The 17,305-nt window shown below is 51.9% G+C and carries 13 protein-coding genes and 1 pseudogene; 5 read left to right on the forward strand and 9 right to left on the reverse strand.

Annotated elements, in window-relative coordinates; genetic code table 11:
- Nucleotides 1–46: 46 nt before the first annotated feature.
- Complete coding sequence (locus ATY76_RS32860) at nt 47–553, reverse strand: hypothetical protein (protein WP_141105080.1); 507 nt, start codon at nt 551–553, stop codon at nt 47–49.
- A 405-nt stretch (nt 554–958) separates the two neighbouring features.
- On the opposite strand from ATY76_RS32860, the gene ATY76_RS32865 reads away from it, so the two are divergent.
- The 5 genes and pseudogenes from ATY76_RS32865 (at nt 959) to ATY76_RS32885 (ending at nt 6,154) form a co-directional block, all read left to right on the forward strand.
- On the forward strand, nt 959–1,459 hold the full coding sequence (locus tag ATY76_RS32865) for a hypothetical protein (RefSeq protein WP_088678721.1): 501 nt from the start codon (nt 959–961) through the stop codon (nt 1,457–1,459).
- Nucleotides 1,460–1,471: 12 nt separating this feature from the next.
- Complete coding sequence (locus tag ATY76_RS32870; RefSeq protein WP_088678722.1) at nt 1,472–1,816, forward strand: hypothetical protein; 345 nt, start codon at nt 1,472–1,474, stop codon at nt 1,814–1,816.
- A 174-nt stretch (nt 1,817–1,990) separates the two neighbouring features.
- A pseudogene (locus ATY76_RS34425) lies at nt 1,991–2,119 on the forward strand (transposase family protein); the annotation flags it as partial.
- A 1,291-nt stretch (nt 2,120–3,410) separates the two neighbouring features.
- On the forward strand, nt 3,411–5,168 hold the full coding sequence (locus ATY76_RS32880; RefSeq protein ID WP_088678723.1) for a hypothetical protein: 1,758 nt from the start codon (nt 3,411–3,413) through the stop codon (nt 5,166–5,168).
- A 386-nt stretch (nt 5,169–5,554) separates the two neighbouring features.
- Nucleotides 5,555–6,154 carry a hypothetical protein gene (locus tag ATY76_RS32885; RefSeq protein ID WP_088678750.1) on the forward strand — a complete coding sequence of 200 codons (600 nt, stop codon included), beginning with the start codon at nt 5,555–5,557 and terminating at the stop codon, nt 6,152–6,154.
- Between the two features lie 453 nt (nt 6,155–6,607).
- Here ATY76_RS32885 and ATY76_RS32895 read toward each other — a convergent pair.
- The 8 genes from ATY76_RS32895 to ATY76_RS32935 form a co-directional block, all read right to left on the reverse strand.
- Nucleotides 6,608–7,710 (reverse strand): IS3-like element ISRel21 family transposase gene (locus ATY76_RS32895; RefSeq protein ID WP_088678725.1). Its coding sequence is split into 2 segments (ribosomal slippage): nt 6,608–7,449 and nt 7,449–7,710, totalling 1,104 coding nucleotides; the frame shifts between segments, so codons are not numbered across the junction.
- 819 nt (nt 7,711–8,529) lie between these two features.
- Complete coding sequence (locus ATY76_RS32905; RefSeq protein WP_141105081.1) at nt 8,530–9,240, reverse strand: 4'-phosphopantetheinyl transferase superfamily protein; 711 nt, start codon at nt 9,238–9,240, stop codon at nt 8,530–8,532.
- A 106-nt stretch (nt 9,241–9,346) separates the two neighbouring features.
- Nucleotides 9,347–9,964, reverse strand: coding sequence for a class I SAM-dependent methyltransferase (locus tag ATY76_RS32910; protein WP_245310224.1), 618 nt, complete (start codon nt 9,962–9,964; stop codon nt 9,347–9,349).
- 98 nt (nt 9,965–10,062) lie between these two features.
- On the reverse strand, nt 10,063–10,602 hold the full coding sequence (locus ATY76_RS32915) for a dihydrofolate reductase (RefSeq protein WP_088678729.1): 540 nt from the start codon (nt 10,600–10,602) through the stop codon (nt 10,063–10,065).
- Nucleotides 10,599–13,640 carry an amino acid adenylation domain-containing protein gene (locus ATY76_RS32920; protein ID WP_088678730.1) on the reverse strand — a complete coding sequence of 1,014 codons (3,042 nt, stop codon included), beginning with the start codon at nt 13,638–13,640 and terminating at the stop codon, nt 10,599–10,601. The genes ATY76_RS32915 and ATY76_RS32920 overlap by 4 nt, the downstream gene beginning before the upstream one ends.
- Nucleotides 13,624–14,817: a serine hydrolase domain-containing protein gene (locus ATY76_RS32925; protein ID WP_088678731.1), complete on the reverse strand. Its 1,194-nt coding sequence runs from the start codon at nt 14,815–14,817 to the stop codon at nt 13,624–13,626. The genes ATY76_RS32920 and ATY76_RS32925 overlap by 17 nt, the downstream gene beginning before the upstream one ends.
- A gap of 2 nt (nt 14,818–14,819) precedes the next feature.
- Nucleotides 14,820–16,061: a cytochrome P450 gene (locus tag ATY76_RS32930; RefSeq protein ID WP_088678732.1), complete on the reverse strand. Its 1,242-nt coding sequence runs from the start codon at nt 16,059–16,061 to the stop codon at nt 14,820–14,822.
- Entirely contained in the window at nt 16,058–17,068 is a 1,011-nt protein-coding gene (locus tag ATY76_RS32935; protein ID WP_190233791.1) for a cytochrome P450, read from the reverse strand. Before ATY76_RS32935 ends, ATY76_RS32930 begins: the two co-directional genes overlap by 4 nt.
- Between the last annotated feature and the right edge of the window lie 237 nt (nt 17,069–17,305).

The raw sequence follows: 17,305 nt of genomic DNA on the forward strand, positions 1-17,305 counted from the left end.
GTGCGGCTCATGGTGTTCTCCTGCCGTCAATGGTATTGGACCGGGCCTATCGAAGAGCACCATCCGCGATAGCTGTTTCAACCTTCTCAGAGGCGGGCTTTACTCCAATTTCTAAGATGTCGTACAAGCCGTAGTCGTTTGTACGCTGGGCCTCGCTTTGTAACCATTCAAGCCATTTGATGACGCCTGTTTTTCCCTCAATCTTCTCGCGCATGGCTTCCAGCACTATCTGCACACACGAGTCTGTAAGGCTCCTCTTGGATTCGTCGAGTTTCTCTTTCAATGAAGCCCGCTTCTTCCGACCGGTGGTCTCGGCGTTGGGTAGAATAGAATCGAGGTAGTTGGAAAAGGCGCGATAATACGCGTCGGCCTTTTCAAACATGCTTAGAATCTTGGCTTGAGCGGCTTCGCTGACAGTGGGCATCCCGGAACTGCCGACGGAGCTGCGAGACGACGCGCCAGGGACTGAGTATTCGCGTTGCTGTGACTTCAGCTCGCGTATGTAATTGTCGAGGAGACGAAGCGACGGTCTGTTATGATTTATTTTTGTCATCGGCTAACACTCCATGAGGCTCCAGGCCAAACACATTTCTCTGACTGTGAAAGTCAAGAGGCATTCGCTAGCAATGAAGCATCCACGGGGATTGACATCGGGCGGCCGAGAACGGACGCGATTATCTATATCGGGCTGGTACAGGACCCGCTCGGCACGCGATCGACGACCTACCGCAATTGAACGCTCTCGGTGGAAGCTGCCCGTCTTGCGAGCGGGAATCGTGGATCGATCGTCATCAGCTGCGCCGGAAGTGGGGCAATGCGATACTGCATTCGCTGTAACTCCGATTGCGCTGCCTTGGGTGCTACAACAAGCAGGGAAACCGCTGGATTCTCGGACATCTCACGCGATAATCATTCTTCGACGACAGTACATTCAAACCGGAGGAGGGGGACAGGATCGATGTTCTGGAAGCGCAAGGAGAAAGTCGAATGGCTGCCGTGGTATCGTGCGCCTGGCTACAAAGGAAATCTAACCGAGGCACAGAAGCGCCAACTCGATACCTTCCGAACGCAGGACCGTCATCCAGCCGCTTCGTATTCCGATCTGCCAGACGAGGTGCAGTCCTACATCAATCGGCTAGAGCTGGAGAACTATGACTTCAAGCAAGGCAAGGCAGCCGGGGCAAGCATGGTAGGGAGCGCATTCGGCGCGCTGATCCTCGGCGTAAACTATTTTGGGGTCAACATTCCGCCGGTGAATTCGATCTGGTCTTACGCTATCGCCATCCCCTTCCTGATCGTCCCATGGTTCCATTATTCGTGGCAGTGGCAGCGCAACGCCAATGAGTTTCGGCCTCGCGGTGGGCCGCGCCCGGTTGACGAGTATATCAAGCAGGAATGGGAACTCGACTATCTGGAACGCCTCTACCTCCAAGAGCGTCACTCGCAGAAGGAGGGCTGATCCAGAGCGTAAATGAAGGGCGTCGAAAATGATCCGGGTCCCAAGCCGCGCCACCGATGGCGCGATACTTGGCCGAGAGAAGATCAGATCGACCACGCCGCGTGGGATGGCGATCGCCAGTTCGGCCGGATTCGGCTTGAGACGAACGGGCCGACGCAGGCGACGATCCTCCGACTTGTAATCGGTCAGGCCGTCCATCGCCTTGAGGAAATCGCGGACAAGCGGAACGAGGCCGTCCGGAAGGTTCGCGCAGCGGCCCAGAAGTTGACGGTGATGCCATCTCTGCTCACGAAGGGCCGTGTTGCCCCTGCGGAAGGGTCGGGCCTCTCCGGTCCGTATTCCAACGGGCGGCTGTGATTAGGCATGGAATGTGAATCTGACTCATATTTGATGATTTCGCAGTCGAAACTTGTGCGGTTATGAGAAGGAATCAGCACCATGGCGACCAAATTTCGTCTGATCCCGTACGATTGATTGTTGAGCGTTCCGACGAGAGCGAGGGGTTATCATTGTTTCCGCGCTGCCGCCGATCGACGTTCCTGCCCTTTATGCAGCCGACCGTCGAATCGTGTTCATAGCCGCTATGTTCGGGAAATTGCCGATTTGCCTTGTGCTGGCGCCAGGGTCCAACTGCGGTTGTCGGCACGGCGCTTTGTCTGTGAGGTGACATTCTGCCGTCGTCGAATTTCGTCGAGAGGTTTGGAGAGCTTGTCGTTCCGGAGCGCAGCGGTCGAACTGCTCGGCTTGATACTGTCGTGCATCATCTCGGGTTGGCTCTGGGAGGGAGGCCTGCAGCAGCCTCTAGGGATGTGAATTATCGCGCTGCTGAATAGTTGCAGAGATTTGACGACATCGGCCCCCGTCCTTGATTACCTGAACGCCGTGACTGGGAGAGGAGGGCCGACGAGCAACCTAACTGCCCGAAACGCCTTGAGTTAGATTAGGTATCTTAGATGTAAGTTGAAAACGCGTGGCCAATCGTGAGACCAATTCTTTAATGTTATAGTAAAAGAACGAACATTAGTTTTATACTGGTGATCATAGGTTACTAGGCACCATTCACTTCGATATTCCCATTGCTAGGATTTAAGGGATTGATATTATAGATTTTTCCTCCGACTGCGTTTCGCACGATGACCACTATTTCTTTCATTATACTTTCGGCAGGTACTTTATAGGTAAACCAATTGGAAATCGGTCCATCAACTGTACCTGCCGGAACTCTGGTAGCGGACTATCCTCAATCTGTTCGACAAGCTCAGCCACGGTCTTGTTAATAAGAACAGGCATGCCGTCGTTAGTTAAGAAGGTTGGTACTTAAATCTTCGGATGCTCTTAATTGTAGGCAATCAGATCACTTTGGTTTAATCCGCGTGAGCTAAGTAGTGACAAGGTTCGGGGATCGGCAATGCTGAGCGAAATCGAGATCACCTATTTCGGTGACGTAAGCTAAAGAAAATACGCTGTTCATCTTTGCCTCGCACGGTCTTGAGTGATTGAATATTAAGTTTTGACTGTCGATTGAAGTCTGTTCATAGATTGCAGACTGCCGATACCGTTTAGCCGCCGGCAACCGCCGCCCGCGACGACTTGCCCTTGGAGCGCCGTCGAATGTAACCCACTACTTTGGGTGAATTGACAAACAACCATCGACTCACGTTGCTCGCCCTTGGAAAGGCGATCACAGCTCAGGGCGGTGAGGACAATTTGAGAACGAAACACCTGTTACTGTGGAGCATTCCCTCATGCCCTTCTCCATCAAAGAAGATCGGTCAGTGTGATCGATGACAGCAGACTCAGAGCCTTGCCAGAAGGGTCACTGCCGGTGTTTCCAGGCGCATGTGTTGGCATCGAGCGTTTCCGGGCGTGAGGTTGAGACAGAACCATTCGTTGTATGTTAGATACAAATAATATACACTTTTGAGGCGTCTTTTTATCGGGGAGGAAACTGATGCTTTCTCTACGGACCGTACTTGCACTCCTGATGACCCTTTCTTTTACTGAAACAGCTGCTCAAGAGGTCGAGTTGCCGACCTCAGCCCCAGCACGACAAGCACCGAGAGCGGATGCTCAATGGATACCATTCACCATCGAGGCACTGGGGAATGCTTCGCTTTCCACTAATCGTGTCGTGGAAGGCGAATTGATCCATTATTATGTAAGTCCTTATTTTGTATTTGACGTTGAAGCCTATAAGACGAGCGTTGCCACAGAATGTCAGGGGAAATCCGCGTCCGACACTGCGACAGCAGTCTTGTCATTTGAACTCGCTTCTAATGCCGTCAACGACGAAATAGAGTATCACATAGCCACCGAACGGGACGAGACGTCGAAACCCGTGTTGAGCCCATACCCATTCGGGCTTTTCCTTCTCTACTCTGGTAATTTTTCGAGTTTGGATAAAGTTAACGGCACCATTCGCTGGTCTTCACCTCCAAATGCAGGAGAGAAAATCAAAGAGGGCTTCGTTGCCCCATCGAACGCGTTCGATTTTACAAAGTATGAGATCGACATTCTGGACTCTTGCGGAACGCTGGAGGCGCTAGGAAGAGGAAACGGAGACTTTCAAGCCTCGATTTTCACGGCAGTGCCGGACACCAAAACGAGGACTTTTACAGTGAGCTACGCGGCAGTGGCAACTGCGGAGGCAATTCAAAATCTTACAATGAACCAGCGCCAAAGCGGGATGATCGAAGTGACCTCTTCAAGTGGCTCAAAAAGCAAGGGCCTCAACTTGGGTGTATTCTCTAGTGGGAAAAGCTCCTCAAATGGGAAAATCCGTCACCTCGATAGTAGGCGCAGAGCAGTAAGTGCAAATGTGGTTGAAAGCGTTATTCGTGATGTCAGCCAAACGATTATTGTGAAAAGGGTAAGAGACAGCACTGATGAAAATACAGCGGATGAAATCGAGAATAAACTTTTGGATACAGTGCTCAAAAACGCCGACCAAACCGAGGCATCGATCCAGAAGATTAGTGACGAACAATACGAACTTGTCTCCGACATCACCGAAGAGCTTACCAAAATATCTAAACAAGACGCGGAGCTACTAATAAAGTCGCTCAACAAGCCCGAACTTGCAGCGCGAAAGAATGTGTCAGGAGAATTTGCGGGAGTTAAAGGTCAAAGCGACACCGATACCACCGTTAAGAACGAAACTCAGATCGAGGTAGGCGAAAAAGGAAGTGACTGGGTCCCAACCAAAGTCACTTTATATTTGGTTGGGGAGGCAGATCTACGGAAAAAACTTGTTGCGATCTTTGAGGACGTAGCAGTTCTTGATACAAAGAAAATACAAAGAGTTAGCCTTATTCCACTGCCTCGCACGCTAACTTCAGTATTCGCCGGACCTCGAAAGGAAGTTCTATCCACGAAAACAAAGAACCTCCGCAAGGTGCTTTTCAAGGATGGCAAAAAAACCACAAGGACGGTCTTTTGTCTTCCGCCAGAAACAACACCCAGGGGGGAAAAGGTGGACACCATGATCTACCCGGCCGACAAGTCCCCAGAAATTACTGGGTCGGGTGGCACAGAGTGCGCAAAAGCCGGTTTTTGTTACAGGCCTGGAGATAAGTGCCTCAGCTTCGAAAAAGCAGGCAGTTGCCTGATCAATATTGATTGGGTGGAGTGGTATAAAAAGCGTCAGGATTCAGCCAATCTAGCTGTTTCCAATAGGGATATCTGCAAGAAGCCCGGGACAACACCATGAAAGGAAGGTCACTGCGATCATCTGCGGACTAGCATTGTCAGTGGTTGTCGACCATGCATCTGCAGCGTCTCCTTCCGATAAAGGATGCTGTGTCTACTGGCTAACTACCAACAGGGCCCTTGCCGTCCAAAGTGTCGAGCAGACTCGGGAGTAGTGCTTTAATAACGCCAAAACATAGCGAGTCAGCCGGTCGCTTCGATTTTTATCGCGGAAGAGCATGCAGCCAAGCGGAGCGCTGCACCGACGGCACGTGCTCGAATCTAGCTGCCGAACCTATAGACCCATCGATGATGACGATGACACGCCCTCCCTCGGTTATCTCATGGCTTGCGTGGAGCAGAACATCGAGCCAGTTGGCAAGGAAGCGATGATCCAGGTGGACGATGATGAAAGATACGTTCGAGGCGAAGCTAGCCCGCGTAGCCGGAACGATCCACCATGTTGCGATGGACGACCAGCATCGACGCTATCGCGACAGCTTGCTCTACTACTCGAACAAGGCGGAACGGCTGCACGATGCAGCTATGGTTCTCGGAGGGGACCCTTTCGGTCATCACTTCGAGGCTTTCGCCCTTCTTGCTGGCTTTTCACTTGAGGTGCTGATCAAAGGGATCTTAACTGGACTTCGCGAAAAGGTCCCCTTCAAGCACAATCTTGTCAGCCTGTCCGAAGCGGCTGGCGTGGCCATCTCGACTGATGACCGCTCGGTCCTCAAAGCCCTCACTGTCTACACCACCTGGTATTCCCGGTATTCGGCAGCAAAAGGAGCTAGGGAGACTATCGAAGGAATAGAGGTGCTCCGAGCTCCATATCCTCGAGCTGGAAATTTGGGCAAGATCGCCGAGCGGGTGCGAACGTCCCCTGCCGCACTCAACGACAACAGTTACGAAAGGCTGTACGAGTTTTATCGTGCGCGGTTCTTTGACGTCCAGTCGTCGGTCTACGAGAGTCGTGGGAGTTGCCTGATACCTAAACAGGCTGCGTAGTGATCTAGGAAATCCGATCCAACTCCTCCTGAATCGACGCAAGCCTACGCTCTGCGGTCGTCTTGGCATACCCACTCAAGTTGGAGAGCTGCCTTCTGAGGTCAGATTGTTCGATCTCGAGAGAGCGACGTCTGTCGGGTGCATTTCTTGCAGCCCGCTCGTCAGGGCCATCTCCTATGCTATACGGCATCTGTCTTGTCCTCCTTCTTTGAGCTTCCATTCAGAAATTGCTTGAAATGCTTAATCGCGAGATGCACACCTTCTCATGGAACACGATCGCCACGGGTCCCGCTATTGGCTCTGAACCGCTCCCAAACGTTGGACCACCGGATGCTAGAGTTTTCCGGCTTCTGAACCGCTCCCAAACGTTGGACCACCGGATGCTAGAGTTTTCCGGCTTCTGAACCGCTCCCAAACGTTGGACCACCGGATGCTAGAGTTTTCCGGCTTCATTCAGGGAGGCGGGCTGGTTGCGCCTCCCGAATTCACCAACGAGATCGGCACCTTGTTGCCGATCGCACCATGAGGTCTTTCCTCATTGTAGTATCTACGCCAATCCTCCATCTTTTCGCGGGCATCCGCAAGGGTCAGGAACCAATGCTGGTTCAGGCATTCTGCACGGAAACGGCCATTGAACGCTTCGATGAAAGCATTATCAGTTGGCTTGCCGGGACGTGAGAAGTCCAACGTCACGCCCTTGGAATAGGCCCACAGGTCCAAGTCGCGCGACACGAACTCGGTCCCTTGGTCGACACGGATCGTTTTCGGATAGCCGGCTTTTTGGCACACCCGTTCAAGGGTTTGCACAACGTCTTCGCCTCTATAGCTATGACGTGGATCAAGCACCGGCACGTAGCGCGAGAAGGTGTCGACCACCGTCAGCACGCGCAGTTTCTTACCCGTTGCGAGTTGGTCGTGAACGAAGTCCATCGCCCAGACGTCGTTGGGTCCGACGGCCATGTGCCGATCCTCGCGAAGCTTGGCTTTTACCCTCCGCTTCGGTGTCTTGTTCCGCAACTGTAGCCCCAAGTCCCTGTAAATGCGGTAAGTTCGCTTGATGTTGGTGCCCCAACCCTCGCGTTCCAACAGCACATGCACGCGGCGATAGCCGTACCGCACACGGATCTCGCAGATCTCGCGAATACGACGTTCCAGACCGGCCTGATCAGCACGGCGAGAGGTATAGTGGTGAGTTGATCGATCGAAGTTCAACGCTCCACAAGCACGCCGGATCGAGATCGCCCAATCGCAGCACATGCCTTTCACCATCTCCCGCTTCCGAGCAGGCCTTAGAGCTTTCGGCGGATGACATCCTGCAACATCTCGCGGTCCAGCGTCAGATCCGCGACGATCTTCTTCAGGCGCGAATTCTCGTCCTCGAGCTGTTTCAGCCTCTTCATCTCCGGTGGCAGCATGCCCGCGTATTTTTTCTTCCAGTTGAAATAAGTCGCCTGGCTGATCCCCGCCTTCCTGCAGATTTCAGCAACCAACACGCCTTCATCACCTTGCTTCAGAATGAACGCCTTCTGAGCGTCCGAAAACTGCGATGCTTTCATCGTCTTCTGGTCCCTTTCCCAGCCAGGAAAATGCACCGGAAAACTCTAGCCAAAAATGGTCCAGTTTGAAGGGTTCAGATCACAACCCATGCCGCTCTGCGACCTCATTCACATCGCGCCGGGCCGAAGGCTCTCCGAAACGATCCGCGCCTTGCCTATCGGCGAAAGGCCGATCGGCTTTGTCCTAAATAAAGATGATTTTTTTGGAGCTGGTAGCGGGTGAGCCGCGAAGTAATGATTTCGGTCTCACGGCCATTCAGTGGTCCACGGGCAGCATGACTGCAATTCGCCCGAAGTTTCCGTCTCGAACATGGCGACGCTATTCGAAACGGCATAGACTAGTCGTCAAGGTGCGAGAGGGACAGCGCTTACGCTTACGATATGACTTATGGAACAGATGGTGTGATTACCGGACTCCCGTCCCGTAGTATGCCAATTGCTTAAATTGGAGATCCCTCAACAGGGCTAAAACGCCGACCACAACAATACTTTCTGAAAGTTGGAAGTTGACGCTAATCCTACGTCCGACGAACTCCACTGACTCCCCGTTTAGCATCAAGTGTAAAGCAATAGCCCCCAGGCGATTAAGTTCCCACCAGCCGCCAGTTTTTCTATTCTGAAGAATACCTCCGTTGTCCGTTAGATAGAAATTCACATGAGGCGCTAAAATCATTCTCACATTCCTTGTTCCAACTTCGAGAAATGGTGGCATCAAGAAGCGCGTCAACGCCTTCCTTCGCATTTAACTGGCTTCGAATGCGATCTACAAATTCATCCTCCCAAGCAACTGGAACTGGCGCTTTAACGTCTCGGTGTTAGTCACATCCCTAGTACGGCTAATGTCAGCGCTTTCACCTCGAAGTGGCTTGCATCGTGCGAGCATGCGATGGACGTCAGATGACTATCGACTATGCTTACGTCCCTGACTGCAAATTGGGACAAATAGATTTGGCCGTCATGACGCAGCACTGGAAGAATCCGGCTTGAGTCGCCAACGGATACATCAAACTCAGAGAGCTCCTGAGTAATACCAAACCCTGCCGCTTTAAGAAGAGCTTCCTTCCGCGTCCAGACTCTGAGAAACGCGCGTGGTTGAAGCGAAGGCTCAAGCGCGCATATTTGGATTTTTTCCCGAACGGAAAGTACATGATCGTAGAGTTCAAAATACCTTCCGCCCGCCACATGTTCAGCATCGATACCGATTACCGACTCTGTTGATAGCGCGATAATGATAAGTCCAGGTGTATGACTAACATTGAAAAATGGCCACTCGAATCCGAAACGATCGACGTGGTGGGGTTTTCCATTTGGGCCGATGCTAAACTCGACTTGAGTAGCATCAAAGCCCAAAAGTTGACCGACAAGAAGGCGGAGGAGCGTTCGCCCTATAACGAAATTTCTCCGGTTTAGATCGGACCGATAGGATTTGGATTTCGCAGCCTCGGCCGGCGACAGGCAGGGCATCGACTCTGACAAATTGGCCCAATCTTCATCCGGCTTGACCCAGTAAATGGAATTCGCGCGCAGCACAATATCACCCTGATGTTAGGAGAAAGTACACCGGCCGTTTAGGTGGTACTTTAAGTATGAACTTAAAATAACACTAAAACCATACTAGTTATGTTCCGAAGCATAACTAGTATATTCCGCTCATCTTCTTGAGGCAATACGAGAAATGTCCTCCTGACTCAATGGTGATATACTCAAAGTACCAATTGTGATCCACGCAAAATCGTTCGCACGCTTGAATTACACCATAGATTCGGCCTCTGACAATATTGCCAACGCAGAAGTCGTGGCCCGCAATTCGGCCGTGTTCCTTTACCTTTTGAGCACAAAGCTCGAGTTCTGCTGCAGTAGTTTCGTATTTGTGATCAGTGTCGATATATATCCAGTCAAAGTACCTGTCGGGGAATTTCGCGAGCGCGTCGATTGAATGGTTCTGTACAATCTCGACTGTCCCGTCGGAGATCTGGTGGTCAAAGCGCATCATTACCTTCGCTTTACCATCTCCGTATCTCGGACCCTCCCAGCAGTCGATCAATATCAATTTGGAAGGGCGATTATATTCCAGGATATCAGCTGAAAAGTCACCAACATCAACTCCAACCTCGGCAACCATTCCTCCGTGCGGCAACTGTCGGAGTAGTTCTTGCCTGCTAGGTAAGACAGTACAGTCAGCGGTATGACGCAATCCCATTTCGGTCCGCGGAAGTGCCGCGCGTGCAGCTTTCAATTCATGTTCTGACCTCATCCCACATCCTTTCTATCAGAAAAGAGCGATACGTCTTAAAAGTGAGGGCGAAGACACAGGTCGTTTGCACCCTTGACGCCCCGCGCTAAATGTCGCTTCTAGTGCTTCCGAGCATATATTACGGACGTTCGCGCAGTACCCGACGTTAATCGTTCAGCACTTACGAGTTTAAAGATTCGCAGGTCTATTTTTGGAAAGTATCGGTCGCCAATGGCGCTTTCGTGAATGATCAACAGTCGGATTGTTCGCGCCCGATCAAGAAATGCCTCGAACGTTTGTTGCCCTCCGACTACCATTATTTCTTGTACCGGCAATTTTTCCGCGACAGCTAAAGCGGTTCCCGGTGACATTGCTGTAAAAAGGCCACGTGGTGTGCTTTTTATTGTGTTCGATATTAGCACCGTCTTACCCGCAGGGACTGGAATGCTCTTACCTTCGTATGTCCTGCGGCCGACAATAACAGCATTGTCATTGATGTTGTTTTCGAAGAATTCGTAGACCCATCGAGTATTCCAAGGCAGCCTATTATTTAGGCCAATCGTTCTACGCTCGTCCATCGCAGCGATGAGCGAAATTGGCTTTGTATGTCCGCGTGGGTCATCACTATCTCCTAAATGATTATTGGGTTGCACGATCATGACAATTTGCCACTCTGCAGCGAGATCGCTGTCGATCGCGTCATGCTTAACATTTCTTCGGCAATTTCGTCGGAAACGATTGCGCGATCGTAATAGAGGGTGAGAACTAACTTCCCACCCTGATCAATCGCTACGAAGGACATACCGCGGACAGTATTCCTTGCCTCGAACAAAGGCGGAAGTTCGTGACTAGACTCGAAAAGCTCGAGCTGGGTTGACCTCTTCTCAGGGACATAGTTAAAATAGATCGGAAACATCGACAAACTAGGAAGGTGTGCCAAGCCGGTTGCTCGATGGACATAGCGACGCCAACCGAAGTCGGCGCTTCGTGGGCGTAAATCAGACAGCAACGTTGCGATACGACTGTAAGTGTCTGCAACCGAATCTCCCACTGTACAAAGCGCCGGATAATGATGGGAACACCATCCAAGCGTGTCGGAATTTTCGTAATCTCGTCCGTTTCCTACCAGCCGACATGGCACAACTTCCCAATCCTGGCTTCTGGCAATGCAGTGGACGATGGAAGAAAGAAGCATGTTGTGTAGGATCGCCCCTCGGGTGCCCGGTTGAAATGCTAGTGTTGTGGATGTTGATCGAATTTCATGACTAATCCCATTCCCCGAAACCTTTATTTGCGGCACGGCGCGAGGAAGCATCGTGGACCAAAATTCATCCTCACTAGGAGAGATGCATTTAGTCTTCTTATGCGATTGACATAACCATTCGAAATAATCCTGGCCAGCCGGTGCTGAGGCCGAGATGTCTCGCGCCGCTAGTGAGATTTTCATCTTCAAAATGGAAATCGTTTGAGCATCGGCAATCATGTGATTGAGGGCTACGAAAAGCAGACTCCTCTCCCCGCTGCTGTAAACGCAAGCATAATAAAAAAGCCCAGACCTTGGCGAAACTCTGGCACGATGTTTTGGGATCGCCTCAAGAAAGTCTGCTTCATTAGAAAATGAGGAACTAACGTTCTCGGTCATAACAGTTGGTGCCGATGCGAACTCAAGAATCATCTTCATCGGGTCACTATTGCATATTCGAAAGATATCATTTTCAATGAATACCTGATCGGCCGCCGCCTTCAGCAGTTCCGCTGGAGCATCACTCGAAAGAAGGAATTCCAAAAGATAATTTTCGATTTTGTCCGGGGGGAGCTCTTCGTAGAGAAGCAGTTGCGAAGAATTCATGGGGGCGGTGCCTGAGGCCTGTTTTGTTCGTCGTATGACCGGCTGGCTGCTCTGTTTGCTTGAGCGCACGAAATCGCATATTTGCCTTAGCGTTGGATTTGCGGTCACAATGGATAAGGGCACATCGATACCGAACTGGCCGGTGATCGCAAGTTTCAAGGTGACAGCGTTCAAAGAGTGCCCGCCAACCTGATCGAAAGTGCTCTCAGGCAGTATCGAGCCGCAGCCCAGCACAGTCTCCCACAGCAGTTTCATGTCCCTCTCGAGCAGGTCTTCTGTCGAAAGGGTCGCGAGTTTGGCATCTCGTCGCTTGAAAATACGGAGAAGTTCGGAGCGATCTATTTTATCATTAGCCGTGAGCGGAAACGCCGCTAAGGCGACGAACTTGTATGGAATCATGAACTCAGGAAGCAGGGTAGCTAATTCGGTCCTAATTAAATTCAGTCGGCTTTCCGAAAGCTCATGGGCTTCGTTCGCTATCACGAATGCGACCAACCTGTCCGAGTCCACTTCAAGGACTTCCGCGTCCCTTACGCACTCGAAGGTCCTTAGAACATTGGCAACCTCATCCAACTCAACGCGATGACCACGGATCTTTACCTGTTTGTCAATACGATTGCGAAAGCTAATACGGCCGCCGACACCAACGCGAACCCAGTCGCCAGATCTGTAATACAATTCCGTTTCACCATTAGCGTGCGATATCCGCGCCATAGCCTTGTTCGTGAGTTCAGGTTGACCGAAATAGCCAGCCATAATGCCCGCACCTCCAATCCAGAGTTCACCTTCCTCGCCAGCTGAGGCGAGTTCTCCGTCGCTGTTTACGACGCGGAAGGACGTTCCATCTAATGGTTCCCCTAGTGTTATTTCCTCCTTCCGCTGAATACGCGCTGCGCTGCAGTAAACAGTGGTCTCTGTTGGTCCATAAAGATTCCATAATTCGGCGTCGGTACCTGCAACCAGTTGTTCACGCAGAGACGGTGTCATCGCTTCACCGCCTGAAAGTATTCGAACTCGACTGCGGGGACGCCAACCGTGATCGAGCATCATTTTCCAGAATGATGGTGTACCCTGCGCATATGTTACATCGAAACTATCGAGGAGGATGCTAAGCTCCTCTGGTGAGCTGCGTCCGTGTTGCGCGATAACAACTCGTCCTCCCAATGCGAGTGGGAGCAGCAGTTCCGTGGTGTGGGGATCAAAGGAGATAGACGTGGCCGCTAAAGCAGTATCGTCGCAGGTTATGGCCAGGCGTTTTGCAATGCCAGCCAAATAGTGCTCGAGATTAGCAATCGTGGTGCAAACCCCTTTGGGGGTTCCGGTAGTGCCGGAAGTATAAATAATGTAAGCTAGGCCGATTTGGGGAAGAGCGCTCGCCGTTTTCTTCGAAGAAGCTTCACGGTATTCAAATTTGAAAGTGCATCCGTCACTCAAAATCCTTAGATTTGCGACCCGTTCGTGAAGAGCAGTCGGAAGACTATCGCCGCCACTTTGGATGATAACTTGCGTTCGAACGTCGCGTGCAATGAATTCCAAGCGCTTTGCGGGATACGATGGGTCTAGTGGCACGTAGGCCATCTTAGCCTTCAGTACCCCGATGATTGCGACGATCAATTGAAGGGACGGTCGCATGCATATCCCGATCAAATCGCCTGGTCTTTGATCAGCATGCAGGAGTTCCCCTGCAAGACCTGACGAGAGCGCATCCAACTGCTGATAGGAAATAGTTTGATCGCCGCATCGCGCCGCAACCCGCTTCGGATCCAGCAGTACTGCTTTCTGGAAGCAGTTCAAAAAGCCACTTGTTAAAATTTCCTGAGGTGAGATCCGCTCATGGTTTGTGATCAACTTGGTCTCCTCCAGTTTCGAGGCAACTGTAAACTGCGTTGGTCAACTCGGCCGCTCGGCGATCAGGAAGTTCGTAGACGGACTTCATGAGATTAGGCAGGTAGGCGAAGGCCAACCCATTTTCTGGATCGCCGAAACTGAGGGCGCCAGTTGATCCGAGATGCCCAAACGCTCCTTTCGGGAGAGTTGGGATCAGCGGACCGCCCCGAAGCATCACACCGAGGCCCCACCGTGATCTAACGCGGAAGACTTGATCAATCCCATCAATCCTCTCTTTCCGGATTTTTTGGAGCCACGGCTCGGAAATGAGTGAAGGCTGAGGCCCGTGACCTATGACCGCTGACCAAATTTTCGCAACTCCCGTGGCTGTCCCATATGCGGCAGGGCGGGGTGCGATCAAGTACCTCGGATCATTCATATCCTCGAATGTCATTGAGGTGCTGCCAAACGTCGCCCGGTAAAGTAGGGACCCTTCATTAGTCATCCCTTCGACATACTCGCGGAGGTGCGGGGGCACGTCGCCGATCGGCAGCGCGCTGCTCATTTGTGTGTAGGTCTGGGCAACGGTTTCTGTCTCGTCGCATTCTACAGCGATCGAGACCTTTGCTTGGGAAGGTTGCGAGAGCAACATTCTGAAGGCCTTCACTAGATCCGACCCGGTAACCCGTTCTAGGATCTCACCCACTAGGAAGCCAAACGTGATCGCGTGGTAGCCGTGCAGCGCGCCTGGTCTCCACAAAGGTGTCATCCCGGCCAAACGATCCGCTAGCGCCTTCCGCTCAATTTGATCAGCCAGGGTCACTGGATAGTCGAAAACTGGAAGTCCCGCGCTGTGCGAGAGTATATGCGAGACGAGAACATCGGACTTTCCGGCCGCCGCGAACTTGGGCCAGTAGGTCGCTACCGGAGCCTCTAGATCGATGACTCCTTGCTCGGCCAAGCGTACGACAGCAAAAGCCAACAAAGGTTTGGTTAGCGATGTTAGGGGTACGATGGTCTCACGATGCCAAGCCTTGCCGGACCTAGCTTGCCCGCCCCAAATATCTACAACACAACGCCCTTTATGGTAGACACAAACCCCCGCTCCCATGTCCCTCCCGGAGGACAGATGAGCCTGCAGAACGGCAGCAACTCTTTGAAACGAGGGGTCGTGATGGCCGAAAACTCTTGCCTCCATCGTCAAAGCCTGACTTCAAGTGAACGAAGCCCCCTCATAATTGGCCCAGGACGCCATTGGAGTTCCTCTGGAGCCTTGACAAGTTGCATTGAAGGAAAACGCTGAGATAGAAGCTTGAAAGAAATCTCACCTTCGAGCCTAGCCAAGGGGGCGCCAAGACAAAAATGGATCCCATGCCCGAACGCCAGATGAGAGGCTAATTCCGGCCGCTTTTGTTCCAACATATGAGGGCATCTAAATTGCTTCGGGTCGCGGTTCGCGGCGGAGATACCGATGAAGACGGTGTCTCCGGCGGCGATTCTCTCGCCCGCAACGTTGATCGGTTCGCGTGCGAAACGTGGGGGTGCCCAGTCGATTGGACTATCTAGCCTCAGAAACTCCTCCACGATGTATTGAGGATCAATTTCGCCGGCACTCAACTTCAGCCAGACGTCTCGATTTCTAAGAGCGGCGAGAGTGCCGCTGGCAATCAAATTTACTGAGGTTTCGTGCCCCGCGACGAGTAGGAGGAAACCCATCGATACTAATTCGTCAATTGTAAGCTCACCGCCTTTGTAGTGGCTTATCAGAGCGGAAAACAAAGAATGATCTTCACTCGGCATCGTCGCGAGCGAAGTGAGATATTCTCTTAGTTCCTCCGCCACCCGCGGGATAAGATGTCGCTCTTCCAACTCAGGCGTTACAAGCAACCGTGACCATTCACGGAACTTTTTTTCATCAGATAGAGGAACGCCCAAGAGTTCACAAATGAAGCGCAGTGGAAGGGGAACAGCGAAGTGATCGATAAGGTCTATCGTATTTGCGTGAGCAATGTCGTCTATAAGTTCGCCAGCGAGTTTTTCGATCCGGGGACGCATGTCCTCGACGCGTCGCCTAGTAAAATGCTTTTGAACGATTGCTCGCAACCTTGTATGCTCCGGAGGATCCATCGTCAGCATGTGTCGGAAGACAGGCCTTGAAGTTCCCTCGACAGTATTTGGGTGACTAGTGTGCCAATTTGGTCCTGCGTACTGCGAGTTCTTGCTCAGCCGAGGATCATGCAGCAGGCCGCGTGCGGTATCGTATCCAATAACGAGCCACCCTTCTACGCCGTTGGGAAGGATGATCGGAACAACGTCTCCGAATTCCTTGCGCAGTGCTTCATAAGTCCCGAATGGGTTTGACCAGAACTCGGAACTGTAGACAGGCATGATAACAGGTGTTCGCCTTGCAGGATTCTCCTGATCGCTTTGCAAAGGCGTCATGTTTTGCTCCACAAGACGGGCAACGTAGCCGGGCCAAAGATCGCTTGACCGTGGGTGAAATCAAGACTGGCCAGCGGCTCGGCGAGACGAACGACGGGAAAATGACGGGATAGTCCTCTCAATGCGCTACGCATTGTCTCGCGCGCGAGGTTGTGACCGATGCAAAAATGCGGTCCATGACCAAAGGCGACATGAGGGCACCTCGGCCGCTCGGGATCGAACTTATCCGCGTCGTCCATCTCACCGGGATCACGGTTGGCTGCCGTTAGAGATACGATTACTCCATCACCGGCACGGATGATTGAACCGCAGGAGAGTTCGATGTCGCTATTAGCTGCGCGCGTTAAACCAACATCGAATATCGTGTAATATCGAAGCGTTTCCTCAATAAACGCGTCCAGGTATTCATCATCTAAAGCTAGGCGTCGCCATTGTTGTAGGTGACTGCTGGCGTGGATAACCGCCATTGCAATAGAATTGCTGGTCGTCTCAACCCCCCCAACCAATAGTACCTGTATCGTATTGACCAAATCATCGATTGCTTTTGCATCCAAACGCTCCTTAGCCCTGAGCAGGCTGTCGAGAACCGCCACGCTTTGTTGCTTCGGAGGCCGAGTTGCTTCGACACTTTTTTCGTTAAGTATCTCGCGTATCAAATGGCGAAGATTGCGGACAGCGTCGGTCTTTCGACCTTGGTCTGTATGATTCGTCGTTACGGATTCGCGAGCCGATCTTAAAAGGTCCTTTCCTGCAAGATCAGGTATGCCAAGAACCTCGCACGTAATCTGGAGCGTCAGCGGTCGCGCAAATCCTCCGACGAGATCAAAAGGCACATGCGTTGACTCCATTTGATGAATGAGGCTATCGACTACAGCATCAAGTTTTGACCGCAGGCCGCGCGCGCTGCTTCTGGAAAAAAAGCCGGTCAGCGGTCGCCGCAGTTGTTGATGCTCTGGATCGTCAAGATGAAGAAATGAAGGGTTTTCATCATTACCTTTGGCGTCCAACGGCGATAACTTGGGCAGACCCGCGTGCCTGACGAAATTGCTTATGCCAGGGTCCGCGAGTACCCTGCGAACATCTGCGTAAGTCGTGACCAGCCAAACAACCCGCCCGTCAAAGAGAGAGACCCTTTGAGCTTTGCGACTTGCCAACGCTTTGACGAGAGGCGCGGCCGGACTAAGAGGTTCACCTCGGATGAATGGATATCTCAATCCCTCACAAGAGGAAGCAATCTGACTACT

Source organism: Rhizobium sp. R339 (genome assembly GCF_002211395.1).
GTDB lineage: Bacteria > Pseudomonadota > Alphaproteobacteria > Rhizobiales > Rhizobiaceae > Rhizobium.